This is a genomic window from Kitasatospora sp. NPDC004240, from assembly GCF_053603215.1.
The window spans coordinates 1-26,712 of sequence record NZ_JBSGFD010000053.1 but is presented as its reverse complement, the minus strand read 5'-3'; the positions used below and the strand labels follow the sequence as shown (position 1 = coordinate 26,712).

At 72.3% G+C, this 26,712-nt stretch carries 26 protein-coding genes; 3 read left to right on the top strand and 23 right to left on the bottom strand.

The features are described 5' to 3' along the window. Positions 1-184: 184 nt before the first annotated feature. Complete coding sequence (locus ACWEQL_RS16785; RefSeq protein WP_452151000.1) at positions 185-772, top strand: excalibur calcium-binding domain-containing protein; 588 nt, start codon at positions 185-187, stop codon at positions 770-772. 124 nt (positions 773-896) lie between these two features. Here ACWEQL_RS16785 and ACWEQL_RS16780 read toward each other — a convergent pair whose 3' ends face one another. The 5 genes from ACWEQL_RS16780 to rpsB form a co-directional block, all read right to left on the bottom strand. Beyond that, positions 897-2,054: a phosphatidate cytidylyltransferase gene (locus ACWEQL_RS16780; protein ID WP_452151019.1), complete on the bottom strand. Its 1,158-nt coding sequence runs from the start codon at positions 2,052-2,054 to the stop codon at positions 897-899. 479 nt (positions 2,055-2,533) lie between these two features. After that, on the bottom strand, positions 2,534-3,091 hold the full coding sequence (gene frr / locus ACWEQL_RS16775; RefSeq protein ID WP_452150999.1) for a ribosome recycling factor: 558 nt from the start codon (positions 3,089-3,091) through the stop codon (positions 2,534-2,536). Between the two features lie 84 nt (positions 3,092-3,175). After that, positions 3,176-3,943 (bottom strand): UMP kinase, encoded by a 768-nt coding sequence (gene pyrH / locus ACWEQL_RS16770; protein ID WP_452150998.1) that lies wholly within the window; start codon positions 3,941-3,943, stop codon positions 3,176-3,178. A gap of 263 nt (positions 3,944-4,206) precedes the next feature. Further along, positions 4,207-5,046, bottom strand: coding sequence for a translation elongation factor Ts (tsf, locus tag ACWEQL_RS16765; RefSeq protein WP_452150997.1), 840 nt, complete (start codon positions 5,044-5,046; stop codon positions 4,207-4,209). 172 nt (positions 5,047-5,218) lie between these two features. Then, positions 5,219-6,085: a 30S ribosomal protein S2 gene (rpsB, locus tag ACWEQL_RS16760; protein ID WP_452150996.1), complete on the bottom strand. Its 867-nt coding sequence runs from the start codon at positions 6,083-6,085 to the stop codon at positions 5,219-5,221. Between the two features lie 696 nt (positions 6,086-6,781). On the opposite strand from rpsB, the gene ACWEQL_RS16755 reads away from it, so the two are divergent. Further along, positions 6,782-7,459, top strand: a complete 678-nt coding sequence (locus ACWEQL_RS16755) for a M23 family metallopeptidase (protein ID WP_452150995.1) — start codon at positions 6,782-6,784, stop codon at positions 7,457-7,459. Positions 7,460-7,496: 37 nt separating this feature from the next. On the opposite strand, the gene ACWEQL_RS16750 is transcribed toward ACWEQL_RS16755, so the two are convergent. From ACWEQL_RS16750 to proS, 18 genes are all read right to left on the bottom strand, one after another. Then, positions 7,497-8,069 carry a TetR/AcrR family transcriptional regulator gene (locus ACWEQL_RS16750; RefSeq protein WP_452151018.1) on the bottom strand — a complete coding sequence of 191 codons (573 nt, stop codon included), beginning with the start codon at positions 8,067-8,069 and terminating at the stop codon, positions 7,497-7,499. Positions 8,070-8,287: 218 nt separating this feature from the next. Then, positions 8,288-9,112 carry an RNA polymerase sigma factor WhiG gene (gene whiG / locus ACWEQL_RS16745; protein ID WP_452150994.1) on the bottom strand — a complete coding sequence of 275 codons (825 nt, stop codon included), beginning with the start codon at positions 9,110-9,112 and terminating at the stop codon, positions 8,288-8,290. Between the two features lie 749 nt (positions 9,113-9,861). Further along, complete coding sequence (gene dprA / locus ACWEQL_RS16740) at positions 9,862-11,022, bottom strand: DNA-processing protein DprA (protein ID WP_452150993.1); 1,161 nt, start codon at positions 11,020-11,022, stop codon at positions 9,862-9,864. 83 nt (positions 11,023-11,105) lie between these two features. After that, positions 11,106-12,878: a YifB family Mg chelatase-like AAA ATPase gene (locus ACWEQL_RS16735; RefSeq protein ID WP_452150992.1), complete on the bottom strand. Its 1,773-nt coding sequence runs from the start codon at positions 12,876-12,878 to the stop codon at positions 11,106-11,108. Position 12,879: 1 nt separating this feature from the next. Continuing rightward, the gene (locus tag ACWEQL_RS16730; protein WP_452150991.1) at positions 12,880-13,506 is read right to left on the bottom strand and encodes a YraN family protein; all 627 of its coding nucleotides are present in this window, start codon (positions 13,504-13,506) and stop codon (positions 12,880-12,882) included. Positions 13,507-13,677: 171 nt separating this feature from the next. Next, a complete protein-coding gene (locus ACWEQL_RS16725) occupies positions 13,678-14,004 on the bottom strand; it encodes a DUF2469 domain-containing protein (RefSeq protein WP_148642766.1) in 327 nt (108 codons plus the stop codon). Positions 14,005-14,059: 55 nt separating this feature from the next. Continuing rightward, positions 14,060-14,533 carry an NUDIX hydrolase gene (locus ACWEQL_RS16720; RefSeq protein ID WP_452150990.1) on the bottom strand — a complete coding sequence of 158 codons (474 nt, stop codon included), beginning with the start codon at positions 14,531-14,533 and terminating at the stop codon, positions 14,060-14,062. A 175-nt stretch (positions 14,534-14,708) separates the two neighbouring features. After that, on the bottom strand, positions 14,709-15,467 hold the full coding sequence (gene lepB / locus ACWEQL_RS16715) for a signal peptidase I (protein ID WP_452150989.1): 759 nt from the start codon (positions 15,465-15,467) through the stop codon (positions 14,709-14,711). Between the two features lie 145 nt (positions 15,468-15,612). Then, the gene (lepB, locus tag ACWEQL_RS16710; RefSeq protein ID WP_452150988.1) at positions 15,613-16,731 is read right to left on the bottom strand and encodes a signal peptidase I; all 1,119 of its coding nucleotides are present in this window, start codon (positions 16,729-16,731) and stop codon (positions 15,613-15,615) included. 247 nt (positions 16,732-16,978) lie between these two features. Next, entirely contained in the window at positions 16,979-18,010 is a 1,032-nt protein-coding gene (gene lepB, locus ACWEQL_RS16705; RefSeq protein WP_452150987.1) for a signal peptidase I, read from the bottom strand. After that, positions 17,994-18,752 (bottom strand): signal peptidase I, encoded by a 759-nt coding sequence (lepB, locus tag ACWEQL_RS16700; protein WP_452150986.1) that lies wholly within the window; start codon positions 18,750-18,752, stop codon positions 17,994-17,996. Before lepB (ACWEQL_RS16700) ends, lepB (ACWEQL_RS16705) begins: the two co-directional genes overlap by 17 nt. A gap of 266 nt (positions 18,753-19,018) precedes the next feature. After that, positions 19,019-19,369, bottom strand: coding sequence for a 50S ribosomal protein L19 (gene rplS, locus ACWEQL_RS16695; protein WP_030306736.1), 351 nt, complete (start codon positions 19,367-19,369; stop codon positions 19,019-19,021). A 154-nt stretch (positions 19,370-19,523) separates the two neighbouring features. Continuing rightward, positions 19,524-20,342 carry a tRNA (guanosine(37)-N1)-methyltransferase TrmD gene (trmD, locus tag ACWEQL_RS16690; protein WP_452151017.1) on the bottom strand — a complete coding sequence of 273 codons (819 nt, stop codon included), beginning with the start codon at positions 20,340-20,342 and terminating at the stop codon, positions 19,524-19,526. Positions 20,343-20,347: 5 nt separating this feature from the next. Further along, positions 20,348-21,013: a ribosome maturation factor RimM gene (rimM, locus tag ACWEQL_RS16685; RefSeq protein WP_452150985.1), complete on the bottom strand. Its 666-nt coding sequence runs from the start codon at positions 21,011-21,013 to the stop codon at positions 20,348-20,350. 244 nt (positions 21,014-21,257) lie between these two features. Next, positions 21,258-21,497, bottom strand: coding sequence for an RNA-binding protein (locus tag ACWEQL_RS16680; RefSeq protein WP_344442344.1), 240 nt, complete (start codon positions 21,495-21,497; stop codon positions 21,258-21,260). Between the two features lie 2 nt (positions 21,498-21,499). After that, a complete protein-coding gene (rpsP, locus tag ACWEQL_RS16675; protein WP_045700219.1) occupies positions 21,500-21,928 on the bottom strand; it encodes a 30S ribosomal protein S16 in 429 nt (142 codons plus the stop codon). A 558-nt stretch (positions 21,929-22,486) separates the two neighbouring features. Further along, positions 22,487-23,065 carry a hypothetical protein gene (locus tag ACWEQL_RS16670; RefSeq protein WP_452150984.1) on the bottom strand — a complete coding sequence of 193 codons (579 nt, stop codon included), beginning with the start codon at positions 23,063-23,065 and terminating at the stop codon, positions 22,487-22,489. 620 nt (positions 23,066-23,685) lie between these two features. Beyond that, on the bottom strand, positions 23,686-25,098 hold the full coding sequence (gene proS, locus ACWEQL_RS16665; protein WP_452150983.1) for a proline--tRNA ligase: 1,413 nt from the start codon (positions 25,096-25,098) through the stop codon (positions 23,686-23,688). A gap of 368 nt (positions 25,099-25,466) precedes the next feature. Between proS and ACWEQL_RS16660 the strand changes: the two genes are divergently transcribed. Next, positions 25,467-26,441, top strand: coding sequence for a class I SAM-dependent methyltransferase (locus ACWEQL_RS16660; protein WP_452150982.1), 975 nt, complete (start codon positions 25,467-25,469; stop codon positions 26,439-26,441). Positions 26,442-26,712: the final 271 nt, after the last annotated feature.

The following is a 26,712-nucleotide window of genomic DNA, read 5'->3' as shown; positions in this document are numbered from 1 at the left end:
CCTTCCACGGCCCACGGACGGCCCCGGCCCGCCATCCCCGACCGGCAGCATCCGCCCGCCGTGCGCCGTCAGCGGCCACACCCGTGATCTCCGTTTGGTTACGAATCAACATCATCGATGATCATGCTCCTGCCGGTACGCCATGATGCCGCCGTCACGTCCGCAGCAGATCAAGGATGGCCCCGTGCATCCGTACAACGCCTCGTCAGTACAACCGGCCCCGCGAAGCGGAAGGAACCGGCTGCTGCGCATTCTCCTGCTGGTCTTCCTGCCCCCGGTCGCCGCCGTCATGGTGTGGCGGTCGCGCCGCCTGCAGGTCGCCGTGAAGGTCCTGCTGACGCTGTGGTGCCTGTTCATGTCGCTCTTCTGGCTCGGGGCGATCAACGGGCCGAGTGAGACCAAGACGACTCCGGCTCCCGCTCCGACGGCCACTGCGACCAGCAGCCCGACAGCCACCCCCAGCAGTAGCCCGACAGCCGGTCCGACGCCCACGGCAGCTCCATCACCGACTTCAACGCCGGAATCCCCGGTCCCGACGCCGACACCGACGACGCCTCCCGTCGTCGAGACCCAGGCGCCCGTCGTGGTGCCGACCACCAAGCCGGTCGTCCCCGAACCCGAACGCACCAGCGCCCCCAGTGCCCCCGCGTCCGTCTACTTCAAGAACTGCGATGAGGCGAAGGCCGCGGGCGCTGCGCCGCTCCATCGCGGAGACCCCGGCTACCGTTCCGCGCTCGACCGCGACGGCGACGGGGTTGCCTGCGAGCGCTGACGCCGGGCACGAGGGCGACCGGCCCAGGGGGAACGGCCGGAACGACGAAGGGCCCCGGACGCGTGGGTGCGTCCGGGGCCCTTCCGTGGTTCCGGCCCCTCGTTGCGGGCCGGCTGCCGGGGGCTCAGCTGCCGACGAAGGCCGCCAGGAGCAACCAGACCACCGGGGCGGTCGGCAGGAGCGAGTCCAGCCGGTCCATGATGCCGCCGTGGCCGGGCAGCAGCGTGCCCATGTCCTTGATGCCGAGGTCGCGCTTGATCATCGACTCGCCCAGGTCGCCCAGGGTCGCCGTGACCGCCGCGCAGCCGCCCAGGATCAGGCCCTGCCACCAGCTGCCGCCGTCGATGACGAACTCCATGAGCAGCGCGCCCGCCAGCATCGAGAGCCCGATGCCGCCGGCCAGGCCCTCGCGGGTCTTGCCCGGGCTGATCGCCGGCGCCAGCTTGGTGCGGCCGAACTTGTAGCCCACCGCGTAGGCGCCGGTGTCGCTGCAGATGGTGACGATCAGGAACAGCAGGATCCGCTGGGGACCGTCGTCGGCGGCCAGCATCATCGCCACGAAGGTCGCCAGGAACGGCACGTAGAAGGCCGTGAAGATCCCCGCCGTTATGTCCCGGAGGTAGTCCTCCGGGGGCTCGATCATCCGCCAGACCATCACCGCGAGCCCGGTCAGCGCCAGCGAGGCCGCGGCCCACTGCACGCCCGACCAGTAGCCGGTGGAGATCATCGCGATGCTGCCCGCGACCAGCGGGACCAGCGTCGTCCTGATCCCCTTGCGCTCGGCCAGCCGGCTGGAGAGCTCCCAGACGCCGACCACCACTGCCGCCATCACCACGAACAGGAACAGCGCCTTCACGAAGAACAGCGAGGCGATGATCACCGCTCCGAGGCCGACGCCCACGCCTATCGCGGCCTGGAGGTTGCGACCGCCGCGCTGCTTGCGCTGCTGCGGCTGCGGGTCGGGCTGGGCTGCCACGGGGGTCTCCTGCCGTGGGTGGGACGACGGCCCGGGGTGGGGGTGCCCGGCCGGGTGGCTCTGGTGGGGCTGGAACGCGTCGCCGTACGGGGGCGGGGTGTCCTCGCCTATCGCCCGCAGCACGACCGTCTCGGCCGCGCCGGGGGTCGCGGGGGCGGCCGTCGGCGTGCCGGGCGCGGCCGCGGGCGGCGCGGCGGGGGCGGGCGGTACGGGGGCACCGCCCGGGAAAGCGGGGGAAGGGGTGGGCGCGGGCCCGCCCGGGGCCGGCGCTTCGGGGTGCTCGTCCCGGAACAGCGGCCCGCTCAGCCGGCCCGCCTCCCGGGCCGGCTGCTGCTCCTCGGCCGGGGGCGCGGCGTGCCGGCGGCCCGCCCGCCGACCGGGCCCGGGGCCCGGTCCGGCGGCCTGCGGGTGTCCGGCCTGCGGGTGTCCGGCGGTCGCTGGGTGTCCGGCGACCTGCGGGTGCTCCGGCGGGTACGCCGGAGCGGGTGCCTGGGGGTGTCCCGGGACGGGTGCCCGCCCCGGAGCGGGGGCCGGCGCGTGGCCCGGCGCCCGCTCCGGACCGGGGCCACTGGTCGGTACGGGAGGCATGACCTGAGTCTCCTCCGCGTCACCGCCCCAGTACACCGGAGGCTGCTGCGAGTGACCCGTTCGGTCTCCGGGGTCACCCGCGGCAGCCGGGTGCGGCGTCGCCGCGCCGGCCGGGTACGACGGTGTCGTCGGCCGGTAGGGCTGGTACTGCTGATCGGACGTGCCCCAGTAGCCAGGGGCGTCAGGGGCGTCGTTCATCAGACTTCGAGCAGCTCGGCTTCCTTGTGCTTCAGCAGCTCGTCGACGCTCGCCACGTACTTGGCGGTGGTGTCGTCGAGCTCCTTCTCGGCGCGGCGGCCCTCGTCCTCGCCGATCTCGCCGTCCTTGACCAGCTTGTCGATGGCGTCCTTGGCCTTGCGGCGCACGGCACGGATCGACACCTTGGCGTCCTCGCCCTTGCCGCGGGCGACCTTGATGTACTCGCGGCGACGCTCCTCGGTGAGCTCGGGGAGCACCACCCGGATGATGGAACCGTCGTTGGACGGGTTGACGCCCAGGTCGGAGTCGCGGATCGCCTGCTCGATGGCCTTCAGCGCGGTCTTGTCGAACGGCGAGACGACCGCCATCCGGGGCTCCGGCACGGAGAAGGACGCCAGCTGGTTGATCGGCGTCACGGCGCCGTAGTACTCCGCCACGATCTTGCTGAACATCGCCGGGTGCGCGCGCCCGGTACGGATGGCGGCGAAGTCGTCCTTGGCGACGGCGACGGCCTTCTCCATCTTCTCCTCGGCTTCGAGGAGGGTCTCTTCGATCACTGTCTGCTCCCTGTCCGGTTCAACTGCGGTCGATCCGCACGGAGGCGGCCACCGGTGACGGCGTCCCGTACGGCTTGGTGCTGCTCAGGCCCGGACAGAATCCTGGCTGATGAGTGTGCCGATCTTCTCACTCTTCACCGCACGAGCGATATTGCCCTCCGCCAGCAGCTCGAAGACCAGCATCGGAAGGTTGTTGTCCTTGCACAGCGTGATCGCCGTGAGGTCGGCCACCTTGAGGTCGCGGGCGATGACCTCGGAGTACTCCAGGGCGTCGAACTTGACCGCGTCCGGGTTGGTCCGGGGGTCGGAGTCGTAGACGCCGTCGACGCCGTTCTTGCCCATCAGCAGGACGTCGGCGTGGATCTCCAGCGCGCGCTGCACCGCCGTGGTGTCGGTGGAGAAGTACGGCATGCCCATACCGGCACCGAAGATCACCACACGGCCCTTCTCCAGGTGCCGGACGGCGCGCAGCGGCAGGTACGGCTCCGCCACCTGGCCCATGGTGATGGCGGTCTGCACGCGGGTCTCGATGCCCTCCTTGACCAGGAAGTCCTGGAGCGCGAGGCAGTTCATGACCGTGCCGAGCATGCCCATGTAGTCGGAACGGGCCCGGTCCATGCCGCGGACCTGCAGCTCCGCGCCACGGAAGAAGTTGCCGCCGCCGATGACCACCGCGACCTCGGTACCGGCGCGGACGACCGTGGCGATCTCGCGAGCGATCGCGTGCACGACGTCCGGGTCGACGCCGAGCCCGCCGCCACCGGCGAAGGCCTCACCGGACAGCTTCAGCAGCACCCGGCGGCGAGTGCCGCCCCGGGGGTCCTGCGCGGTCTCCTGCGTCTCCTGAAGCATGGACTTCTCCTTCTGCACCTACTGGTTCACAGGCGTGGGTGTGCGGGTCCCCGGCCTGCGCGTACACGCGAGGAGGCCACTGCCGCGGGAACCGGTACGGTGTCCTGCACGGCAATGGCCTCCTCGTCGTTCATGGTGCCGACGCGGCCCGCCCATAGACGGATGACGCTGGGTGGAGCCCGCTCGGCGCGTCCCTCCCGCCCTGGTCAGCGGGCGGGGGCGGTTCCCAGCCTAAGCGGGCCGGGAACCCGTTGGAACGTGGCTCAGGCGCCGACGCGGAAGCGGGCGAAGCGCTTGAGGGCGACGCCGTTCTCCTCGAGGACCTTGGCGACGGTCTTCTTGTTGTCCTTCGCGAAGGCCTGCTCCAGGACGGAGTTCTCCTTCACGAAGCCGGTGACGCGACCCTCGACGATCTTCGGCAGGGCGGCCTCGGGCTTGCCCTCCTCGCGAGCGGTGGCCTCGGCGACGCGGCGCTCGTTCTCGATGTCCGCGGCCGGGATGTCCTCGCGGGACAGGTACTTCGGCGCGAAGGCGGCGATGTGCTGCGCGACGTCCTTGGCGACCTCGGCGTTCTCCTTGTCCAGCTCGACCAGGACGCCGACGGCCGGCGGCAGGTCGGGGCTGGTCTTGTGCAGGTAGACCGCGACGAAGCCGTCGCCGTCGAACTGCGCGAAGCGACGGAAGACGATCTTCTCGCCCAGGGTCGCGTTGGCCTCGTCCACGAACTGCTGGACGGTCTTGCCGGCCTCGATCTCGGAGGCCAGGGCGGCGTCCAGGTCGGCCGGGGCGGACTTGGCGACGTGGGCGGCGATCGCGTCGGCGACCTTGACGAAGTTGTCACCCTTGGCGACGAAGTCGGTCTCGCAGTTCAGCTCGACCAGGACGCCGGACTTCTTGTCCTCGGCGATCAGGGCGGCGACGGCGCCGTTGGAGGCGTCACGGCCCTCGCGCTTGGCGACGCCCTTCTGGCCCTTGATGCGCAGGAGCTCGACGGCCTTCTCGACGTTGCCCTCGGCCTCGTCCAGGGCCTTCTTGCAGTCCATCATGCCGGCGCCGGTGAGCTCACGGAGCTTCTTGACGTCCGCGGCGGTGAAGTTCGCCATGGTGTGAATCTCTTCTCGCGTCTCGCGTGTCTGCGTGGAGTTGCGCCCGGGGCCGATGGTTCGGCCCCCGGCACGGGGACGTGCGGTCCCGGGGACGGGCTGGTCCGTCCCGCCACTGGAGAGAGGGGCACCTACCGGTACGTACCGGCGGGTGCCCCTCACCCGTGGTACGTCAGGCCTGCTCGGCCTCGGCGGCCGGCGCCTCGGCGGCGGGGGCCTCGGCAGCGGGGGCCTCAGCGGCGGCGGGAGCCTCGTCGGCCTTCTTCTCGCCCTCGAGGAGGTCCTTCTCCCAGTCGGCGAGCGGCTGGTCGGCGCCCGGCTCGGCCTTGGCGTCGCCCTTGGCGACACCGGCACGGGACTTGAGACCCTCGGCGACGGCGTCGGCGATCACGCGGGTCAGCAGGGTGACGGAGCGGATCGCGTCGTCGTTGCCCGGGATCTTGTAGTCGACCTCGTCGGGGTCACAGTTGGTGTCGAGGATGGCGACGACCGGGATGTTGAGCTTCCGGGCCTCGCCGACCGCGATGTGCTCCTTCTTGGTGTCCACGATCCAGACGGCGCTGGGAACGCGCTGCATGTCGCGGATACCGCCGAGGGTCTTCTCCAGCTTGTCGTGCTCGCGCTGGAGGACCAGGAGCTCCTTCTTGGTGAGACCGGAGCCGGCCACGTCCGAGAAGTCGAGCTCGCCCAGCTCCTTGAGGCGCTGCAGGCGCTTGTAGACGGTCGAGAAGTTGGTCAGCATGCCGCCGAGCCAGCGCTGGTTCACGTAGGGCATGCCCACGCGGGTGGCCTGCTCGGCGATGGCCTCCTGGGCCTGCTTCTTCGTGCCGACGAAGAGGACGCTGCCGCCGTGGGCAACGGTCTCCTTGATGAACTCGAAGGCGCGGTCGATGTAGTTCAGCGACTGCAGCAGGTCGATGATGTAGATGCCGTTGCGCTCGGTGATGATGAAGCGCTTCATCTTCGGGTTCCAGCGGCGGGTCTGGTGACCGAAGTGGACGCCGCTCTCCAGCAGCTCCCGCATCGTGACGACGGCCATAGCCGTACTCCTAAGGTGTTGCGCCCGGATCTCGCGCGGCCACCGTCGTGGTTCGCGCGCTGGGCGCTCCCCCGGACGGGTGGCCGTGCATGGCCGGGTCAGGCTCGGTTTTGTCCGTGGCGGCCAGGTGACAGCCACGCCTGACGCCCCGAACGTGCCGAGCCGCCTCTGCCCGCTTCGGCCACGGGATCCGGGGATCCGTGAACCGGTCGGGCTCGGCGGACCGAGCGGCACTCGCACCAGGCGGGGGCGGCGGCCGAGCCGCTTCCGTCCACCGGTGGCGGGGCGTGCGAAGTCGACCCGGCGGACCGGGTCGCGTGTGAAGTGTACGGGAAGCGCCGAGCGACGGGCGACTTCACGAGGGTCCGGGGGTGGCCGCGACGGGACCGGCGGGGGTCGGGACGGCGGGGGTCCGGGGTGCCGTGGGAGGGGGGCCGGGTTCCCTAAGAGGCGGCCGGGGGTGGTGACGGTGGGGGTGATGGGGGTGGTGGGCGGAGTCAGGGGTGGTGGGCGAGGGGTCCTGGGGTGGTGGGCGAGGGGTCCTGGGGTGGTGGTGGGGTTTCGGAGGCGTGCGCGTCATCCACGGGCCCGGGTGTCACCCGGTGGAGGGACGTTCGTCGTCCACAGGTCGCCGGTTGTCCACAGGGATCTGGAAGGCTCTGGTCCCGGACGGACGCGGGCGGGAGTCTCGGCGGCATGACGATCGCACTCGCCGCACGTGCCGGCTCCGCCCTGCTCGCGTTCCTGCTGTCGGCGGTGGCTCTGCTGGGGCCGGTGACGGACGCCCGGGCGGCGCCCTCAGCCGTTCACGTCTACTCAGCCGCCTGGACGGCCTCGCCGGGTCCGGCGACGGCAGCGGCCGACACCCCGCCGACGTCCGCGCAGGTGTCCGGGCGGGCCTGGCCGGTCGCCGGGCCGGACGGAGGGCGGGCCACGCTGCTGCGGCGCTTCGACGCCCCGGCGCAACCCTGGGCCGCCGGTCACCGGGGCGTGGACCTCGCGGCCGCCCCCGGTGCGGAGGTACGGGCCGCGGCACCGGGTGTGGTGGCGTTCTCCGGCCTGGTCGGGGGACGGCCGGTGGTGACCGTCAGCCATCCCGGATCCGGCACGCCCCCGCTGCGGACGACCTACCTGCCGGTCGCGGGCACCGCCGAGGTGGGCACCCCGGTGGCGGCCGGCCAGGTGATCGGGCGACTCGCCCCACCCACGGCGGACGGGTCCACGGGAACGTCGGCGACGGGCCACTGCCCGGAGAGCTGCCTGCACTGGGGACTGCTCCGGGCCGACCGCTACCTGGACCCGCTCGCCCTCCTCGGCGCGGGCACCGCCCGGCTGCTCCCGCTGAGCCGGGCGACCGCCGCCCCGGGGGAATGACGGAAGCGGGCCCGCTCACCCCATGACGGGGGAAGGCTCAGGAATCGCCGAGACCACGCAGGGCGAGGGCGACGGCCGCGTCCGCGATCACCTCGGGGCTCTCGCCCGTGCCCGCGGCGGCTCCGTGCTCGGCGCGCCGGACCGCGGCCTCCACGATCCCCTGCAGCAAGGCGGCCGCGAGCCGCGGCTGGCCGTGCCCGAAGTCCTCCAGCGCCTGGACCACCAGGCCGACCAGCTTGCCGTGCGCGGCCCTGATGCGCTCGCGCGCGGCCTCGTCCAGCTCCAGCGCCGAGATCGCCGCCACCGCCCGGTGGCGTGGGTCGCCGGCCAGCGCGAGCTGCCCCCGCACGTACGCCTCGATCCGCCCGGCGGCGGTGTCGCAGCTCTCCATGCCGGCCTCGATCTCGGCCGCCCACAGCGGGAAGTCCACCTCGCAGAGCGCTTCGACCACCGCCCCGCGGGAGCGGAAGTACTCGTACACCGAGGAACGCGCCAGCCCGGTGCGCGCCGCGAGCGCGGGGAAGGTCAACGCCTCCATGCCTCCCTCGGCGAGGAGGCTGCGGGCAGCGTCGAGGAGGGCTGCCCGCTGCAGCTGGCGATGCTCGGCCAAAGTGGCCGCTCGGATCTTCGGCACGCACCCACTGTACGGAGCCCTACACCGTGCCGGTACGGCGCCGCGCATACGGGCGGGGAGACGCCACCCCGTACAGGGCCTGCTCGCGTCCCCTGCCACCTGTCCGCCTTTCCCTGATTTCCGGGCCGGTCACCCTGCCGATCGCTCCGTCGGCGGACGATCCGGCCTGGTCCGACGCCCGCCCGACGGCGTTCCTACCGGATGTCCGACAACTTCGCGCGCAACTGCAGCACCGATTTGGTGTGGATCTGACTGACCCGACTCTCCGTCACCCCGAGCACCTGACCGATCTCGGCGAGCGTCAGGCCCTCGTAGTAGTAGAGGGTGACGACCGTCTTCTCCCGCTCGGGGAGGGTGTTGATCGCCTGGGCCAGGAGCCGGCGCAGTTCCCGGTCCTCGGCGATCTCCACGGGGTTGTCGGCCCCGCGGTCCTCCAGGGTGTCCACCAGGCTCGGCCGGTCTCCGCCCTCACCGACCGGGTTCAGCAGTTCGTCCAGCGCCACCACGTTGGCGAGCGACAACTGACTGAAGATCGTGTGGAGGTCCTCGATGGCGATGCCCATCTCCGCCGCGACCTCCAGGTCGTGCGGCGTCCGCCGGAGCCGGGCCTCCAACGTCGCGTACGTCCGCTCGACGGCCTTCGCCTTCTGCCGCACCGACCTCGGGATCCAGTCCAGCGCCCGCAGCTCGTCGATGATCGCGCCTCGGATACGACTGATCGCGTAGGTCTCGAACTTGATGGCCCGGTCGATGTCGAACTTCTCGATCGCGTCGATCAGACCGAAGACCCCGGAGGAGACGAAGTCGGCCTGTTCGACGTTGGAGGGCAGGCCCACCCCGACCCGGCCCGCCACGTACTTGACGAGCGGTGAGTAGTGCAGGATCAGCTGGTCCCGCAGGCGCTGTTCGCCGCTCTCCTTGTACGCGCGCCACAGTGCTTCCAGCGCCGTCCGGTCCGGGCTCCCCGCATCCCGGCGTGCGGGAGGAGAGGGAGGAGCGGTGGGCGCCGACGGCGCCAAGGGTGTGACGGGTACCGCCGGTGAGACCGGTGGCGTCGGGGCGGTCGTCGTTGGGGCGGTGGTTCTTGCGGCGGCCGGCACCGCCGGTGTGGTCGACGGTGACGGTGTGGTCGACGGTGACGGGGGTGCCGCGTTCGACCCGATGGCCGTACCGACAGGCGGGCCGATCACTCCGGGCGTGTCGCAGGGACCGGCCACGGGCGGGGCGCCGGACGTACTGCGCGCGCCGAGCGCGGCAGTGGCGGCGTCCCCCGGCGTGACCTCCGGTTCGCGGCCCGGCACCTCCGGGCCACCCATGTCCTCGGGGGCGGCCGGGGGTGTGGTCAGAGGTGCGACCGGTGGAGCGCCTGGCGCGGCGTCCGCCGACTGACCGGGTACCGGCGCGGGTCGGCCGCCCTGCCGTGTCAGGCCCCCCATCGCCCCGGCCGTCTTGGCCGGGAACTCCGGCAGGGGGCGCCGCTCGGTCCTCGGCCCTCCCGAGGACCGGGCGCCACCGGTCACTCTGTGTCCGGGAATGTGTGTGGGCATGCGTTGGTCTGCGCCGTTCTGCCGAGTCATGTGCTGATAGGGAAGGCATGTGGAGCGTAGCGTGACCGACTCACTGCGTTGTGCTACCGCCACTCGGTCGTCCCCCGATCCGGTGGCGTTCTCCTCGCCTCAGACCGCCGGTCCCCCGCCCCGGAAGCACGGTGCCGACGGACCTTTCTCCTCGGCCCAACGGAGGGGCGCGGACGGCGGCAGCCGTGTCCCTATCGGCGCCCTCCCTTCCGCACCAGTCGCCAGTGGGCGCCGTGCCGCTCCACGAAGCCGAGCGAGCCCAACTCGTAGAGTCGATGCAGCACCTCGTCCGGAGGAAGGCCGGACTGCCGGGCCAGTCGCTCCACGGGCGCACCGTCGGGCGTCGAGGGCACCGCCTCCAGCACCCTGGCCCCGGCCGGCTCCAGCAGGTCCCTGGGCACGACCGGTCCGACCCGCTGCGGTGCCAGGTCGTCCCCGATCGCGCCGATCAGCTCACCCACATCCGCCGCGTCGGTCACCAGGGTGGCGCCGCCGCTTCGGATGAGCCCGTGCACCCCGGCGGAGAGCTCCGAGGTCACCGGGCCCGGGATACCCATGGTGTGCCGGTTGAGGTCCCGGGCGCGCCGGGCGGTGCTGAGCGCGCCGCTGCGGACCGCCGCCTCGACCACCACCGTGCCCCGGGTGAGGGCCGCGATCACCCGGTTGCGCAGGACGAAGCGGAAGCGGTTCGGGTGCTCCCCCGGTGGGAGTTCGCTGAGCAGCAGGCCCTGGTCGGCGATCCGGCGGATCAGTTGCGCGTTGCCCTGCGGGTAGGCCAGGTCCACCCCGCAGGCGAGCACTCCGATCGTCATGCCGCCCACGGCGAGCGCGCCTCGATGGGCGGCCGCGTCAACTCCGTACGCGGCTCCGGAGACGATCACCCATCCGCGTTCGGCGAGCTGCGCCGCCAGCTCACCGGCGACGTGGGCGCCGTAGGAGGTGCAGGCGCGGGAACCGACGACGGCCACCGAGCGCAGGGCCAGCAGTCTCAGTGAACCGGTGCCGAGCACCCAGAGCCCGATGGGCCGCCCCTCACCCAGATCGTCCAGCTGGGTCGGCCACTCGATGTCGCCCGGAATGATGAAGCGCCCACCGCGGTGGAGCACTCTTTCCAGGTCCACCCGCGGGTCGGCCCCGGTGAGACGTTGCCGGTAGGCCGTGAACCGTGCGGCGTCCAGTTCGGAATGGTCGGGCACCGTCCCGGCGCGGATCGCCTGGACGAGCTCCAGAGCGCCGAGCCGCGCGACCAGCCGGCCGACCACCGCGTCGCCGGGCTCCGACAGCCTGCTGAGGAGCGCCCGGGCGCGGCGCTCCGGCTCCGCGCCCGGAAGGGTCACGGTGGGTCCGGCCATGACGGGCCCAGGGCTCTGGCCACAGGGATCCGGGCCACGAGGATCCGAACCGAACGGCGGCTCGGGATGGTCGACGATCCGCTTCATGTGGCGGCTCCCTTCCTCCTGGTCTTGACGAGCGCACCGGTGTCCGGCGACGGCGGATGCCCCGTCCCTCCGGGTGTGTCCTCAGTCCATGCGTCCTCGGCGGCCCCGAATCGACCCGCCCCGGGCCCGGCGGCCAGGCGGCCCCCCGCGCCCGGCGGACGGAAGGTGCGCTCGGTCATCGGGAGTCCCTGCTCCACCCCGGTCCGCAGCACGAGCGCGGTGCGGACGTCCCGCTGGTCGGGCCGGTCCCGGCCGGCGAGGTCGGCGACCGTCCAGGCGACCCGGAGCACCCGGTCCAGGCCTCGCGCAGTGAGCAGGCCACGCTCCAGCTGGCGTGCGACGTCGGTCAGCGCGCCGGACCCGAGCTGCCACCGGGTGCGCAGCTCGTGCCCGGGCACCTCGGCGTTGGTCCGCCACGGCGTGTGGGCCAGTCGGGCCGCGGCGCGTTCGCGTGCCTCCAGGACCCGCGCCGCGACGACCTCCGTGGTCTCCGCACCGATGTCGCGCTCCATCAGCTCAACCCTGGTCACCGGCGCGACCTGCACCTGGAGGTCGACCCGGTCCAGCAGGGGCCCGGACAGCCGCCCCTGATAGCGACTCACCATCGCCGGTGTGCACTCGCATCCCTCCCCACGTCGCGAGTACCGCCCGCACGGGCACGGATTGGCGGCCAGGCAGAGCAGGAATCTGGCGGGCAGTCGGAGCGACCCGGCCGAACGGGCGATCACCACCTCGCCCGCTTCGAGCGGTTGACGCAGTGCGTCGAGCACCCGGACGGGGAACTCGGGCGCTTCGTCGAGGAAGAGCACGCCCCGGTGGGCCAGCGAGACCGCACCCGGCCTCGGCAGTCCGCTGCCACCGCCGACGATCGCCGGCATGGTGGTGGAGTGGTGCGGCGCGCAATAGGGCGGGGTGTCGATCAACGGGCGGCCCGCCGGCAGCAGCCCGGCGACGGAGTGGACGGCGGTGACCTCCAGCGCCTCCTTCTGGGTGAGCGGCGGCAACAGGGACGGCAGCCGCTCGGCCAGCATGGTCTTCCCCGCACCCGGCGGCCCCTTCAGGTAGAGGTGGTGGCCGCCGGCCGCGGCGATCTCCAGGGCCCGTCGGGCCTCGTACTGCCCGGCGACGTCGGCCATGTCGGGCCGGATGGCGTTGTCACCTGGCAGGCCCCGCACGCCGGAGCTGGGGAGCATCAGCCCGGCCATCAACGGGTCGGGGCGGCCGCCGACGGCGTCGGGCGGCTCCTCCGGTTCGGGCGCGCCGGTCAGGACGGCGAGCAGTTGCCGCAGGCTGCGGACACCGATGACGGACACCCCCGGCACCAGCGCGGCCTCGGCAGCCGTCTGCTCGGCCACCACGACCTGCCGGAACCCGGCGTCGGCGGCGGCGAGCACCGAGGGCAGCACGCCGCGCACCGGGCGGACCCGGCCGTCCAGCCCGAGCTCGCCGATGATCAGCAGCTCGGCGATGGCCGACGGGTCCAGCCGTTCGGCCGCCGCGAGCACCGCACAGGCCACCGCGAGGTCGAAGCCGCTACCGCTCTTGGGGACCGAGGCGGGGCTGAGCCCGACGGTCAGTTTGCGCTGCGGCCAGGCCTCACCGCTGTTGACCACGGCCGCGCGCACCCGGTCGCGGGCCTCGGACAGGGCCTTGTCGGGCAGGCCCACCAGGGTGAACGCGGCGACCCCGGGCTCCAGGTCGGCCTGGACCTCGACGATCACACCGTCGACGCCGACCAGCGCCACCGAGCAGGTTCGTGCGAAGGCCATCTCAGATCACCCCGCGCAGGTGGTCCACCGAGGCGGCGCCCCGGATCCGGTTGATGACGGCCACCAGGTCGATCCGCACTCCGCCGGGCGGGGGCGGGGGCGTCCAGGCAGGATCGGCGGTCACGCCCGTGAGGTCGGCGCCCGTGGCGCCGGCGGCGAGGCGTACGAAGTGGTGGCTCCACCGCTCCGCCATCCACCGCTCGGCGAGGCGCTGCAGCCGCTCGGCCTTGGCCGCGTCGATGGCCTCGCTCGGGGTTTGGAAGCCCCGCTCGGAGCGGGTCTTCACCTCGCAGACCGCGAGGGTGTCCCCGTCGAGGGCGACGATGTCCAGCTCGCCCTCGACACAGCGCCAGTTGCGGTCCAGGATCCGCAGGCCGTCCTCCGTGAGGCGGCGCGCGGCGACCTGCTCGCCGTAGCGGCCGAGGCCGGTGGTGGTGCTCCGCCCGAAGCGGGGCGGTGGCCGGTCGGCGGCGGGCGGGCGCGGCCCGTCCGACTCCAGGGGCGGCGCCGGCGGAGGGGCCGGGGCCTTCCCCGTCCGCCGCTCGCGGCCGCTCCTCCGGCTGCTCCCCGTGGTCTGCGCGGTGCCGCGCCCGGCGCGTGGCCGTACTGCCTGCTTGGTGTCCTGCACGGTGATCACCTCCGCCGGGGAGGTTGCCGCGCGGCCCGCACAAAAACCAGGACGTTGTGAATTCCTGTGGATAACCCGGGCCTGTGGACAGCCGAGCTCACCCTCAGGGGTGAGAAACCCGAAATACCTCTGGACAGCGGGCAGGTCGCCGGTCCAACGTCGGGTCCGGCATCAGTTACCGAAGCCCGAATCGTCCGAGGGCAGCTCCAGGTCGCTCTTCGCGAGCTCCTCGATGTTCACGTCCTTGAAGGTCAGCACCCGGACCTTGCGGACGAACCGGGCCGGCCGGTACATGTCCCAGACCCACGCATCAGCCATCGACACCTCGAAGAACACCTCGCCCTGGACCGAGTGCACCTGCAGCTCGTAGTCGTTGGTGAGGTAGAAACGTCGTTCAGTCTCGATCACGTACTTGAACAGGCCGACGACGTCCCGGTACTCCCGGTAGAGCTTGAGCTCCATCTCGGTCTCGTACTTCTCGAGATCTTCGGCACTCATCCAGGCGTCCCCTCAACTTGTCACGTCCACCCATTGTGGACCACCACACCTGTGCTCAGAGCCTCACCGGAGCGACTGGCGGCCCTTCGGCCAACAGCCGCCCCATGAACCCCGCAAGTCCGATCGGGTAAACCGTCTCCTCGGTGTCCCGCAGCTCCTCGAACGTCCACCAGCGCACCGACAGCAGCTGAGCGTGTTCGTCGGCACCCATTCCCGAGTGGTCGAGCTCCGTCTCGGCGGTCCGGGCGAGGTGGAACCACTGCTCCTGGTCGTAACGCTGCCCCTGGAAGGAGAACGAAGCCGTGCCGAACGCCACCAACGGCCCCAGCTCCACGCCCCGCAGTCCGGTCTCCTCCACGATTTCCCGCGCGGCCGCCTCGCGCACGCCCTCGCCGGGCTCCAAACCGCCCCCCGGGGTGAACCACCAGGTGACGCCCGGGGTCGCCGGGTCCTCGCCCCGGAAGAGCAGCAGCCGGTCCTGGCTGTCGAGCAGCAGGACGCGTGCGGCCCTGCGCCGCTGTGCCGTCATCGCGGCTCTCCCCGTTCTCGCCGTGCGATCCGGTGCGGTACGCCCCGGTGCTGTCATCGATCCTGCCACTCGGCAGGCCGTTCCGGGGCTCGCTTGGGGACAGTCGTGGCGGCTGCCGCTCCGCCGCCCGGGGCCCGTCCGACGGCCGTCGGCATCGGCGGGCGCCCTGGCGTGCTCAGGACCGGCCGGTCCGCCGCAGCCGACGTGCGAGACCCGCCACCCCGCCCGCCAGGGAGGTGATGACGATCAGCGCCGCGCCCGCGACGGTCGCGTAGAAGGCCGGTTCCAGCGGGCCCGGCTCACCGGCGACCGGGCCGCCGAGCGCGTCGAAGGCGGAGGTCCGGGCGAGCAGGCCGGTCCGGCCGAACGGCAGGAGGGTGGCCTCCACCTTGGCCTCGACCTCGCCAGCGGCGATCGTCCCGCCGTCGACCTCCAGGTGGATCCGGGAGTCCAGGGAGCCCTGCCGGTTGTCACCGAGCAGGAAGATCCGCCCCGTCGGCACCTCGGTGCTGAACGTGCCGCCCTCCGCTCCCGGCCGGGCGAGGTAGGGCTCGTCCACCGGCTTGCCGTTGACCGTCAGCCGGTGGTCCGCCCCGGTGACGGCGACGGTGTCGCCACCGACCGCGACGACGCGCTTGACCATCAGCTCGCCGCCCCAGGCCTGGTCGCGGAAGACCACCACATCACCGCGGCCGATGTCGGTGCCGTCGGTGGTGCGGCCCACCACGGTGTCCCCGATCTTCAGCGTGGGCGACATCGAGGCCGTCGGGATCTTGTACGGCCGGTAGTCGACGGCCAGCACGCCGAACCCGCCGAACAGGAGCGCCAGACCCAGCGCGACGGCCACACCTTGGACGACCGTGCCGGTCCCGCGCTTCGGCCGCGGCCGGGTGGCGGCGGAACGATCCGCGGACTGCTCCACGACACTGCTCATCGATACCGTCCAACCCTGACCGACCCGGAAACCCTGGCAGCGGGCCGCGGCCACGGGCGGAAAACCCGGCGGGCCGTGGCACGTCCGAGCAGATTACTCGTCGGTACCACGGCCCGCGCAAGACCTGAGGCGTTCAGGGAGGTGGTCAGGACCGCAGACGGTCGGCTCCGTCCCGGCCCGCCCCATCCGTGTCGACCGCGCTGGTCGCGGCCGCGCCCGGATCCGGGGTGGCCCCGGCCTCCGCGTCACGGCGGGACCTGTTCCGGTCCGCCCGATCCTTCAGCCGACGCATCACCGGCAGCAGGGCGACCGCGCCGACGGCACCCGCCGCGGGCGGCACGGCCGGCGCGCCCGCCGCCAGCCCCTTCTGGTCGAAGGTGCTCGGGACGGGCAGCGTCGACCAGCGGTCGATGGGCCAGGCCACCACGAACGCCCGGCCGATGACGTCGTCCACCGGGACGGTGCCGCCGCCCGGCTGGTCCATGTGGAAACGGGAGTCCAACGAGTCCGCCCGGTGGTCACCCATGACCCAGATCCGGCCCTCCGGCACCTTGACCGGACCGAACGGCTTCGTGCCGCAGGGGGTGTTGCCCGGGAAGACGTACGGCTCGTCGAGGGCGATCCCGTTGACCTTGACCGGCCCCTCGCCCTCGCACTCGACGGTGTCGCCGCCGATCGCGATGACCCGCTTGATCAGGTCCTTCTCGTTGGCCGAGGGCATCAGGCCGACGAAGCTGAGCACCTCCTGCACGCCACGGACGAAGGAGTTGCCGCTCTCCTGGACCGGCTCGTCGTTCAGCCAGCCGCCCGGATCGTGGAACACCACGACCTCTCCGCGCTCCGGCTCGGCACCGAACCACGGGGTCAGCTTGTCCACCAGCACCCGGTCGCCGACCTGCAGGGTGTTCTGCATCGACTCGGACGGAATGGAGAACGCCTGGACGAAGAATGTCTTGATCACCAAGGCCAGGACCAGCGCGATCCCGATAAGGATCGGCAGTTCCTTCCAGAAGGAACGCTGCTTGCGCTCCTTGCCCGAGGAACGCTCCCCGGACTCACCCGCCGTTACCGCCTCGTCGTCGAAACCGTCCGAGGCGCCGCCGGCGCCGCTTCCCGCGCCCTCGCCCTGTTCGTCGGCGGACTGGGCCGCCGCTTCCTCGGCGTGCGCCGAGGGTGCGGCGGACTCGGCGGACCGGGCCGCCCGGCCGCCGGAGCCCTCAGGCTCGCCGGCACCCGAGCGGGCGCCGATCACCAGATCCCCCACAACATCTCCTCCCTGCTGTGCGGACGCCCGCGCGCCCGCGCTCACAGTGCCGCACAGCGGGCACCACGTTCACATCGCCGACCGTGAACCCGCCTCAGGGCTGCCCATCGTGAGCTCGCCTGACACCAGCACAGCCTCCCGGAGCAGCCGACACCGTGTACCGACAACTCCAGCACTTCTCTATCACTCCCAGGCATCCGGCTCGCGATCCCACACGCGTCACCGTGCGGTGAGCGGCGGCCCCGTTCTACTCGGGCAACGGCCTCGACCGACGGGCGACGAGCGGAAGGATGCCCAACACACCCATAACGAGCGGAGGTTCCTGCGGAACCGGCCCGACCCCCACCGAGTTGGGCGCCCTTCCGAGCGCACCCGGAGCCGACGCCACCGAGGAGAGTGAACCCGGTGCGTCAAGTTGATGGAGGCGGTCCAACGGCCATGCGATGACGAAGGCCCGACCCACCACACCGCTCAGCGGGATGGTGCCCTGACCGGGGCCGCCCATGTGGAAACGCGAGTCGGCGGAGACCTCCCGGTGGTCCCCCATGACCCAGAGCCGGCCCTGCGGCACCTGCACCTTGAAGGGCTGACGGGACGGCGCGTTGCCGGGCGCGACGTACGGCTCGTCCACGGCCGTGCCGTTGACGCTGACCCGCCCCTGGTCGTCACAACACTCCACGGTGTCCCCGGCGACACCGATGACCCGCTTGATCAGATCCTGCTCGCTCTCGGAGGGCAGCAGGCCGACGAAGGTGAGCACCTGCTTGGCCCCGTGCAGCACCGGGCCGTCCGTCGACGGCTTGTGGTCGACCTCCAGCCAGCCACCGGGGTCCTTGAACACCACCACATCGCCACGTTGCGGCTCACTGCCGAACCAGGGGGTGAGCTTGTCCACCAGTACCCGGTCGCCGACCTGGATGGTCGGTTCCATCGACCCGGAGGGGATCACGAACACCTGCACCATGAAGGTCTTCATCATCAGCGCGACCAACAGGGCCACCACCGCGATCAGCGGGATCTCGCGCAGCAGGGAGCGTCTGCGCCGGCGGGCCGCCCGGCGGGCCGTGCGGCGGCGCTCGGCCCGGCCGCGGACGGGTGCCCCCGGCTCCGATCCCGGACGGTTCCCTGAGCTGGAGGCGTCCGATCCGCCCGTCGATCCGTGGACGTACTCACCCGTCGATCCCCGGACGGCCCCACGCGCGGTCCCCGACCCCGGGGAGCGGGTCGAAGCACGCTCCCCGGGGCGGACGGCGACCTTGCCCTTACCTCGGGTCCCCATGACCACCCGTCCCCCCTGTCGCGGCGAACGCCGCCGGCCGGTCCAGGCTGGTCCAATGGCCGAACGGGAAGACCACCCACTCGGCCCGCCCGATCACCTTGCTCTCGGGCACGAATCCGCCGCCGGGCTCTCCCAGGTGGTCCCGGGAGTCGCGGGAGGCGCTCCTGTGGTCGCCCATCACCCACAGCTTCCCGGCCGGCACCACGATGTCGAAGGCCACGTTCGAGGGTTCGTCCCCGGGGACCAGGTAGGCCGACTCGTCGAGCGGTACGCCGTTCACGGTGAGGCGGCCGCCCGGGCCGGTGCTGGTCACCCGGTCACCGCCGACACCGATGACCCGTTTCACGTACACCGAGTCGCCGGCGGGAGCCAGCCCGAGGCCCTGGCCGAGCGAACGCAGTCCGCCCCAGAGGCCGTCGTCCTCCTCGGAACCCTGCAGGAAGGAGCCACGGCCGTCGAAGACCACGACGTCGCCGCGCTGGGGGTGGCCGCCGAAGGCGTACGCCAGCTGGTTGGCGATCAGCCGGTCGCCCGGCCGGAGGGTGTTCTCCATGGAGGCCGAGGGCACCGCGAACGGGCGTACCACGAAGGCGTTCACCAGCAGCAGGGTCACCAGGCAGATGCCCGCCAGCAGCAACAGGTCACGCGAGCGCGGGCGGGACTCGTCCGCCGGTTCCTCCGGGGTGGCCGCGGAACCCGAGGGATCCGGCTCGCCCGTGGAATCTTGGCCAACTGTGGCCACCGGCTCCCTCACGACCGACGGCTCACCCCCGGCCGCCGGCTCCTCGGCGGGCGCGGACTCCTCAGCGGGCGCCGGTTTCTCCGCAGGTGCCGCTTCCTCCGCGGAAACGACCGCGGACCGCGACGGCGAGCCCGCACCGGTGGGTGCGGGACTGCCGTCGCGGTCCGCGGGTGGTTCGTGCGTGCTCATCGGGGGCTGAGCTTACCTTGCGGCAAGTAGGCCCCGTCGAGCGTTCCGATCCCCCGGTCGGGCCGGGGGCCGGTGGATCAGCGGTCGCGCTTCTCCTTGATCTTCGCGGCCTTGCCGCGCAGGTCACGCAGGTAGTACAGCTTGGCGCGGCGAACCGCACCGCGGGTCACGACCTCGATCTTCTCGACGACCGGGGTGTGCACCGGGAAGGTGCGCTCCACGCCGACGTTGAAGCTGACCTTGCGGACGGTGAAGGTCTCACCGATGCCCGCACCGTGGCGGCGGATCACGACGCCCTGGAAGACCTGGACACGGGAGCGGTTGCCCTCGATGACCCGGACGTGAACCTTCAGGGTGTCACCGGCGCGGAAGGCCGGGATGTCGCTACGCAGCGAGGCCGCGTCGACAGCAGCGAGCTTGTTGCTCATGTTGCTCTCCATCGCAGGCGCCACGGGCCGCCCACGGAAAATCGTCACAATGGGGTCTGCTGCGGGCCGCATCGGCTGACGGTGATCCCCCCGTGGCGGGGGCACCGGTCCACGTGACCCCTACGAGAGAGGACCAGCGACAGACAGCAGCCGCCTATTCTTCCACATCCGCCGCCACCGACCGAAATCGGCCGAGTTCCTCGTCCCAGGCGAGCCCGAGGATGCTCAGGGCCTCACGGTCCTTCTTGTCGAAGGCGCCGTACTGCCAGCGCTGCACCAGGTCGGGCCGGTTCGCCAGGGTGCGGGCGAAGGCCTGCTCACGCCGCCAGCGGGCGATCCGGCCGTGGTTACCGCTGAGCAGGACGTCCGGCACCTCGCGGCCGCGCCACTCGGCGGGCTTGGTGTAGACCGGGCCCTCCAGGAGGTCGGCCATGGCGCCGGGTGCGAAGGAGTCGTCCCGGTGGGACTCGGCGTTGCCGAGCACCCCGGGCAGCAGACGGGCGATCGCCTCGACCATGACCAGGACGGCGACCTCGCCGCCGGCCAGGACGTAGTCGCCGATCGAGGCCTCGACCACCGGCATCCGGGTGGCCGCCTCCTCGATGACCCGCCGGTCGATGCCCTCGTACCGCGCGGGCGCGAAGGCCAGCCACGGACGTCCGGCCAGCTCCTGGGCGAGCTCCTGGGTGAACGGCCGCCCGCTGGGCGTGGGCACCACCAGTGTGGGCACCTCGCCCTCGGGGCCCTGGCCGACCACCGCGTCCAGCGCCTCGCCCCACGGCTCGGGCTTCATCACCATGCCGGGACCACCGCCGTAGGGGGTGTCGTCCACGGTGCGGTGCACGTCGTGCGTCCAGCCGCGCAGGTCGTGCAGGTGCACGTCGAGCTGGCCCCGGGCCCGGGCCTTGCCGACCAGCGAGACGTTCAGCGGCTCCAGGTACTCGGGAAAGATCGTGACGACGTCGATCCGCATGGAGGTCACCGGGACTCCTCCCCCTCGGCACCCTCGGTGTCACCATCGGGGCCGTCGCCCTCGGCGCCCGCGGAGCCCTCGGGGCCCGCGGAACCCTCGGCATCCGCGGCGTCATCGGCGCCCGCCTCGGCCCCGCCCTCGCCGCGCGCGACCTCGGCCTGGTCGAGGTCGATCAGGCCGGGCGGCGGGTCGAGCACGGCGCGCTGGTTCTCCAGGTCGATCGTCGGCACGATGCGGCTGACGAACGGCACCAGCACCTCGGTGCCGTCGGGCGTGGTCACCGTGAGCAGGTCCTGGTACGGCAGGTGGACGACCTCGGTCAGCTCACCGACCGGAGTGCCGTCGAGCAGCACGACGTCCAGGCCGATCAGCTGGTGGTCGTAGTACTCCTCCGGGTCGTCCGGGCGCTCCTCCGGGTCGACCTCGGCAATGAGGATGGTGCCGCGCAGGGCCTCGGCGGCGTTGCGGTCCTTGACCCCCGCGAAACGCAGCAGCAGCCGGCCGCTGTGGACCTTGCCGGACTCGACGGTGAGCGGCCCGGTCGAGGCGGGGTCGGTGAGCAGGACGGCGCCCGGACCGAGCCGGAGCTCCGGCTCGTCCGTACGGACCTCGACGCTGACGTCCCCCCTGATGCCGTGGGCGCGGCCGATCTTGCCGACGACGAGCTGCACGGTGATCGTTCTCCTGAGTGGGTGCAGAGGTGGGTGCAAAGGTGAGTACGAAGGTGGCTGCGGAGGTGACTGCCGGGAGCCGCGACCGCCGCAGTGACGGGCTCGGCACGGGTGGGCGTGGAACCGGACCACCGCGCCGGGCGGACCGGCCCGCCCCCGCAACGACAGAAGGCCGGCCGGGACGACATGCGTCCCGGCCGGCCCCGAACCCGACGGCTGAACGAGCGATGAAGCAGGTTCAGCGTCAGCGAATGCTGTCCACGTCGACCAGGTCGACCCGGATGTTGCGACCGCCGAGGGCGCCGACCACGGTGCGCAGAGCGCGAGCCGTGCGGCCGCCCCGGCCGATCACCTTGCCGAGGTCATCGGGGTGCACGCGCACCTCGATGGTGTTGCCCCGACGCAGGTTGCGCGAGCGCACCTGCACCTCGTCGGGGTGCTCGACGATGCCCTTCACCAGGTGGTCGAGGGCGTCCTCGATCACGATCAGGCCTCGGCGGCGGCGTCGGCCTCAGCCTCGGCCTTGTCCGACTTCTTGGCCTTCGGGGTGATGGCGACACCGGTGGTGGCGTCCTCGAAGCCGGCGACGGCCTTCGCGAACAGGTGCGAGAAGTCCTCGACCTTGGGCTCGGCGACCTTCAGCGGCGCCGGGGCCGGCAGACCCTTGAACTTCTGCCAGTCACCGGTGAGCTTCAGGATGGCGAGGACCGGCTCGGTCGGCTGGGCGCCGACGGACAGCCAGTACTGGGCGCGGTCGCTGTCGACCTCGATCTTCGAGGGGTTGTAGGTCGGCTGGTAGATGCCGATCTCCTCGATCGCGCGACCGTCACGCTTGGTGCGGGCGTCGGCGACGACGATGCGGTAGTGCGGGGAGCGAATCTTGCCGAGACGCTTGAGCTTGATCTTGACTGCCACGGGAGTGGATTCTCCTGGTGTTGACGTGGGTGAGCAGCCGTGCCTCCGCGTGGGGTTGCGGGGCGGGCCGTTCAAGGGACACGCCAGCCGTAGGAGAGAGGGGTCCTGCTCGGCTGCCGAGTACTCAGCTGTCCATTCTGCCATACCGGCGCGAAGCGCCCTCACGCGGCACCCGCCGCACCCGGCGTCCCCGACGCTCCCGGATCCGCCCGGGCGAAGCGCTCCGGACACCGGAAACGCAGGGACTGGGCGCGGACGACGCAGGGCCTGCGCGGACGAGGCGCGGACGACGCACGGACGAGGCGCGGACAACACATGGCCGGGGAGACACTGCCCGATGGGCGGGAACACCGCCGAGCGCGCCCGGAACGCGCCCCGGCGGGGCCGACGGGACGCGACACCGTCGGCCGAACGGTTCAGGTCGACCGGGAGCCCCCGCTCCCGGTCAGCCCAATCATCGAACTACCACTACTCTCCGGCCGGAGTCGCCGCCCGCACAGCACTCCACCGGATCCGCCGGTTCGCCGGCGGTCGCGGCGCTCACGCGCCCCTGCACGGTCAGGCGATCTTGAACGGTTGCTGGCACGCGCCGCAGACGATGGACGCCTGCGCGAGCACCGAGGGCACCACCCGGACGTTGCGCCCACAGCCGCAGACCGCCTTGACCCGGACGCCGCCCCCGGAGGAGCCGTGCCGCGCGGCCGGTCCGCGGAAGGCACGGGTGGAGCCGTCGCCGGCCACCGCTTCCTGGTGCAGGCCGAGCGCGCGGTCGAGCCGCTCGATGGTCTCGGCGTACCGGTCCTGCGTCTCCTTGAGCATGGTCACCTGGGAGAAACCGCTGCTGGCGTGCGGTTCCACCGGGTGCGCCAGGCCCAGCTCGGAGGCGAGGAGCAGGAAGCGGCGGTTGTGGTAGCGGCCGGCCCGCGAGGTGTCCCGGATGTCCCGGGCCGCGGCCAGACCATGGGCAGCCTCGTGGAGGAGCCGCTCGAAACCGAGCCGGGTGCCACAGGCCGAGGAGGACTCGCCGATCAGCGCCTCGGGCGAGGCGAGGTCGGGGAGGTCCTGGTGGTAGGCCTGGATGTCACTCCAGGCGGCGGCCAGTTCGGCCGCGAGAACGAGGGGCTGTGTCGTGCTCACGCTAGACCAACGATGCACTGAGAGCCGATGTTCCGCGTGTTCCCGTTCCCGGGGAATTCCCAGGAAACTCCCAGGAATGAAAGACTGCGCGCGAATTGCGCGCTCCGGATCTGACGCATGACCAACCCCCTGCAGGTTTCGACCCGTCGAAGCTCGCCGGGCCTCGTTTTCCGCCGTGGGAACGGGCTGTCGCCCCCAAGACGTACGGCCCGTGGTCCTGTCGAGTTGACAGGGCCACGGGCCGTACACCGTACCGCTATTCCGTTAATACCGGCAGTTGACCGACCAGTAGGGATGTCGGCAGATGAGACGACTTCTGAACTGCTAACGACCGCTAACCGTCCATAAAGCCGAATATCACCCCACCCGAACAACCGGCCGCACCGCGATCACGGCGCGGCCGAGGCGACACCGGTCACCATGCGGCCGGGTCACCATGAGGCCGGACCCATCGGCCGCGGGCCGGGCCGTGCCGTGCCGGACCGTACGAACGTCCGGCACGGCCGCAGGACGCCCCACGGCCGGGCCGCGGTGCGCGGTCGGCGACCCTGGCCGTACGCGGTCGGCAACCCGGCCGTCCGCAGTCTGCGGTCGGCGGTCGGCGGCCCTGCCGTACGCGATCAGTAGGCGCGGGCCACGATCGCGATGTTGCCCTCCTGGTCGTCCGTCGCCGGCACCGAGCCGTCGGCGGCGACGATGCAGCGGACCGAGACGCTCTGCTCGGCCAGCTTGGCCTCGCCCTCCGGGCCGAGCTCGGCCCAGGAGATCCGGCCCCAGCCGGTGGCGGCGGCCTCGACGGCCTCGTCGATGGTCTTGACGTCCACCGTGCGGGCCTCGCGGCGCTCGCGGGACTGGCGCAGCAGCAGCGCCTGGTCCTCGTCCAGGATGCCGGGCAGCAGGGCCGCCAGGCCGTCGATGGAGACCGGCTCCTTGCCGCCCGGGATGCGGCGGGCCAGCATCGCGGTGCCGTTCTCCAGGTCGCGCGGGCCGACCTCGATGCGCAGCGGAACGCCCTTGAGCTCCCAGTCGACCGCGCGGCGGCCGAACGGGGTGTCGGTGCGGTCGTCGACGACCACGCGGATGCCGGCGGCCTCCAGCTGGGCGCCGATCTCGCGGACCTTGGCGATGACCCCGTCGTCGCCCTTGATGGCGAGGACGACGGCCTGCACGGCGGCCAGTCGCGGGGGCACCCGCAGGCCGTTGTCGTCGCCGTGGGACATGATCAGGCCGCCGACCATGCGGGTCGAGACGCCCCAGGAGGTCTGCCAGACGTGCTCGCGCTCGGCGCCCTGGAGCTGGTAGGTCGTGTTGAACGCCTTGGCGAAGTTCTGGCCCAGCTCGTGGCTGGTGCCCATCTGCAGCGCCTTGCCGTCGCCCATCATGCCCTCGAGGGTGAGGGTGTTGATCGCGCCGGCGAAGCGCTCCTTGGCGGTCTTGCGGCCGAGCACGACGTCGATGCCCAGCACGTTGGTCATGAAGTCGCCGTACACCTGGGTGTGGATCATCGAGGCGTAGTCGCGGGCGTCCTCGTAGGTGGCGTGGGCGGTGTGGCCCTCCTGCCAGAGGAACTCGGTGGTGCGCAGGAAGACGCGCGGGCGCAGCTCCCAGCGGACCACGTTGGCCCACTGGTTGATCAGCAGGGGCAGGTCGCGGTGGCTCTGCACCCACTTGGAGAAGTACTCGTTGATGATCGTCTCGGAGGTGGGCCGGACGACGACCGGCTCCTCCAGCTGCTTGCCGCCGCCGTGGGTGACCACCGCGAGCTCGGGGGCGAAGCCCTCGACGTGCTCGGCCTCCTTGGTCAGGTACGACTGCGGGATGAACATCGGGAAGTAGGCGTTCTGCGCGCCTGCCTTCTTGATGCGGGCGTCCATCTCCTGCTGCATCCGCTCCCACAGGCCGTAGCCGTACGGTCGGATGACCATGGTGCCGCGCACCGGACCGTTGTCGGCCAGCTCGGCCTTGTTGATGAGGTCCTGGTACCAGCGCGGGAAGTCTTCCGCCTGGGGGGTGAGAACGGGTGCCTTAGCCATGGGCCGAATGGTACGGGGAGTCGCGCCCCGACTTCGAATCCGTTTGCCCGTGTGCCGGACGGGTCGCGCGCCCCCGACCGGCCCGGTACACCCGCCCGCCCGCACGCCCGCCCGGCACCCCGGTCCGCTCCCCCACCGTCCACCGCCGTCCACTCCCGTCCCGCCCGCCCGAGCGGCGCAGCGCACCCGGTCGGACGGCCCCGGCGCCCGTGGTGACCGGCCGCCGGCGGAGGGGGCGCACGACCGCGACACGAACGCACCACCCTGCACCCCTCTGGACGCCGGGCCCGACCCGCTGTTCGCTGGAGTGGGGCGGGACTTTGGGGGAGCCGAAGGCAGGACACCGAAGGACCGGATGGGAGGCCTCCATGGCTTCAGCGCAGGCGCTCGGCACGACCGCACGACCCGCACAACGACCGGCACAGCGACCCGCCGAGCGACCGGCACAACGGCCCGGGCAGCGGCCGGGCCAGCACCCGCACTCCGCGCACCCGGGGCAGGCCGCGCACGCGGCCCGGTCGGCCCGGGCGCGCGACTGGGCGGAGATCCAGGAACGGATGCTGGTGCCGCTCTACGAGGCGGTCTACGAGCGGCTGGAGGTGGGTCCGGCGACCAGCGTGCTGGGGCTGGGCTGCCGCTCGGGGCTGGCCCTGTTGCTCGCGGCCGGACGGGGGGCGCAGGTCGCCGGTCTGGAGCCGCAGGACGAGCTGCGCGAGCTGGCCCGGAACCGCCGGCTGAGGGTCGCCCGCCCGGACGGCCGCAGGCCCGCGGACGGCCCCGGCCGGGGCACCCCCGCAGCGGCCGACGCGACCGCGGAGCGGTTCGCCGGGCAGTCCGCCGAGGCCCCCGCCCTCCCCCGGACGGCCCACTCGGTGGTCACCGTTTTCGAGCAGCTCCCCGGCGCCGCCGACCCTCGTCGCACGGTGGCCGAGGCGGCCCGGCTGACCCTGCCCGGCGGGCACGTGGTGCTGGCCGCCTGGGGCCCGCCCGAGCGCTGCGAGAGCGCCTCCGTCCTGGACGTGGCGCGCCGGATGGCCGGACGGGCGACGGCACGCGACCCCTTCGCGCTGAGTGCCCCGGGCGCCCTGGAGGACCTGCTCACCGCGGCCCGGCTGCGTCCGGCGGGCGGCGGCCGGGTCGGCTGCCCCTTCGCGTACGCGGACCTGGACAGCGCGGTGCGCGGGCTGCTCTCCACCGGGCTGTACGACGCGGCGGCCGAGTTCTCCGGGCTGCCGCAGGTGGCGAAGGAACTGGAGGAGGCGCTGCAGCCGTACCTGCGCCCCGACGGCTCGGTGCGGATGGTGAACCTCTTCCGCTACGTGATCGCCGAACGGCCCCGCTGACCCGGCCGCCCCGCCGGCCACCGACCCCACCGGCCCCACCGGCCCCGGCCCCTGAGGCCCCCCGGCCCCACCCCGGTGAACAGTCCCGCCCCGGTGAACGAAAGGGGCGCGCACCCACGCGGTGCGCGCCCCAACCACTCCTCGGCGCCGGCCGCCCCGCCCCTCCCCCGGCCCCCGCTAGACGAGTAGTTCCGAAGTCGGTCAGTGGTCGTAGGCGATCAATGAGCGGGTGACGGGTTGGCCGGTGGTGCGGTTGTGCCAGATCGCGCAG

Excerpts from the sequence above, each read along its gene's own strand:
- pyrH (WP_452150998.1), bottom strand. The coding sequence starts at position 3,943 with ATGCTTCAGGAGACGCAGGAGACCGCGCAGGACCCCCGGGGCGGCACT.
- tsf (WP_452150997.1), bottom strand. The coding sequence starts at position 5,046 with ATGGCGAACTTCACCGCCGCGGACGTCAAGAAGCTCCGTGAGCTCACC.
- rpsB (WP_452150996.1), bottom strand. The coding sequence starts at position 6,085 with ATGGCCGTCGTCACGATGCGGGAGCTGCTGGAGAGCGGCGTCCACTTC.
- ACWEQL_RS16755 (WP_452150995.1), top strand. The coding sequence starts at position 6,782 with ATGACGATCGCACTCGCCGCACGTGCCGGCTCCGCCCTGCTCGCGTTC.
- dprA (WP_452150993.1), bottom strand. The coding sequence starts at position 11,022 with ATGGCCGGACCCACCGTGACCCTTCCGGGCGCGGAGCCGGAGCGCCGC.
- ACWEQL_RS16735 (WP_452150992.1), bottom strand. The coding sequence starts at position 12,878 with ATGGCCTTCGCACGAACCTGCTCGGTGGCGCTGGTCGGCGTCGACGGT.
- ACWEQL_RS16725 (WP_148642766.1), bottom strand. The coding sequence starts at position 14,004 with ATGAGTGCCGAAGATCTCGAGAAGTACGAGACCGAGATGGAGCTCAAG.
- ACWEQL_RS16720 (WP_452150990.1), bottom strand. The coding sequence starts at position 14,533 with ATGACGGCACAGCGGCGCAGGGCCGCACGCGTCCTGCTGCTCGACAGC.
- lepB (WP_452150989.1), bottom strand. The coding sequence starts at position 15,467 with ATGAGCAGTGTCGTGGAGCAGTCCGCGGATCGTTCCGCCGCCACCCGG.
- lepB (WP_452150987.1), bottom strand. The coding sequence starts at position 18,010 with ATGGGGACCCGAGGTAAGGGCAAGGTCGCCGTCCGCCCCGGGGAGCGT.
- rplS (WP_030306736.1), bottom strand. The coding sequence starts at position 19,369 with ATGAGCAACAAGCTCGCTGCTGTCGACGCGGCCTCGCTGCGTAGCGAC.
- trmD (WP_452151017.1), bottom strand. The coding sequence starts at position 20,342 with ATGCGGATCGACGTCGTCACGATCTTTCCCGAGTACCTGGAGCCGCTG.
- proS (WP_452150983.1), bottom strand. The coding sequence starts at position 25,098 with ATGGCTAAGGCACCCGTTCTCACCCCCCAGGCGGAAGACTTCCCGCGC.
- ACWEQL_RS16660 (WP_452150982.1), top strand. The coding sequence starts at position 25,467 with ATGGCTTCAGCGCAGGCGCTCGGCACGACCGCACGACCCGCACAACGA.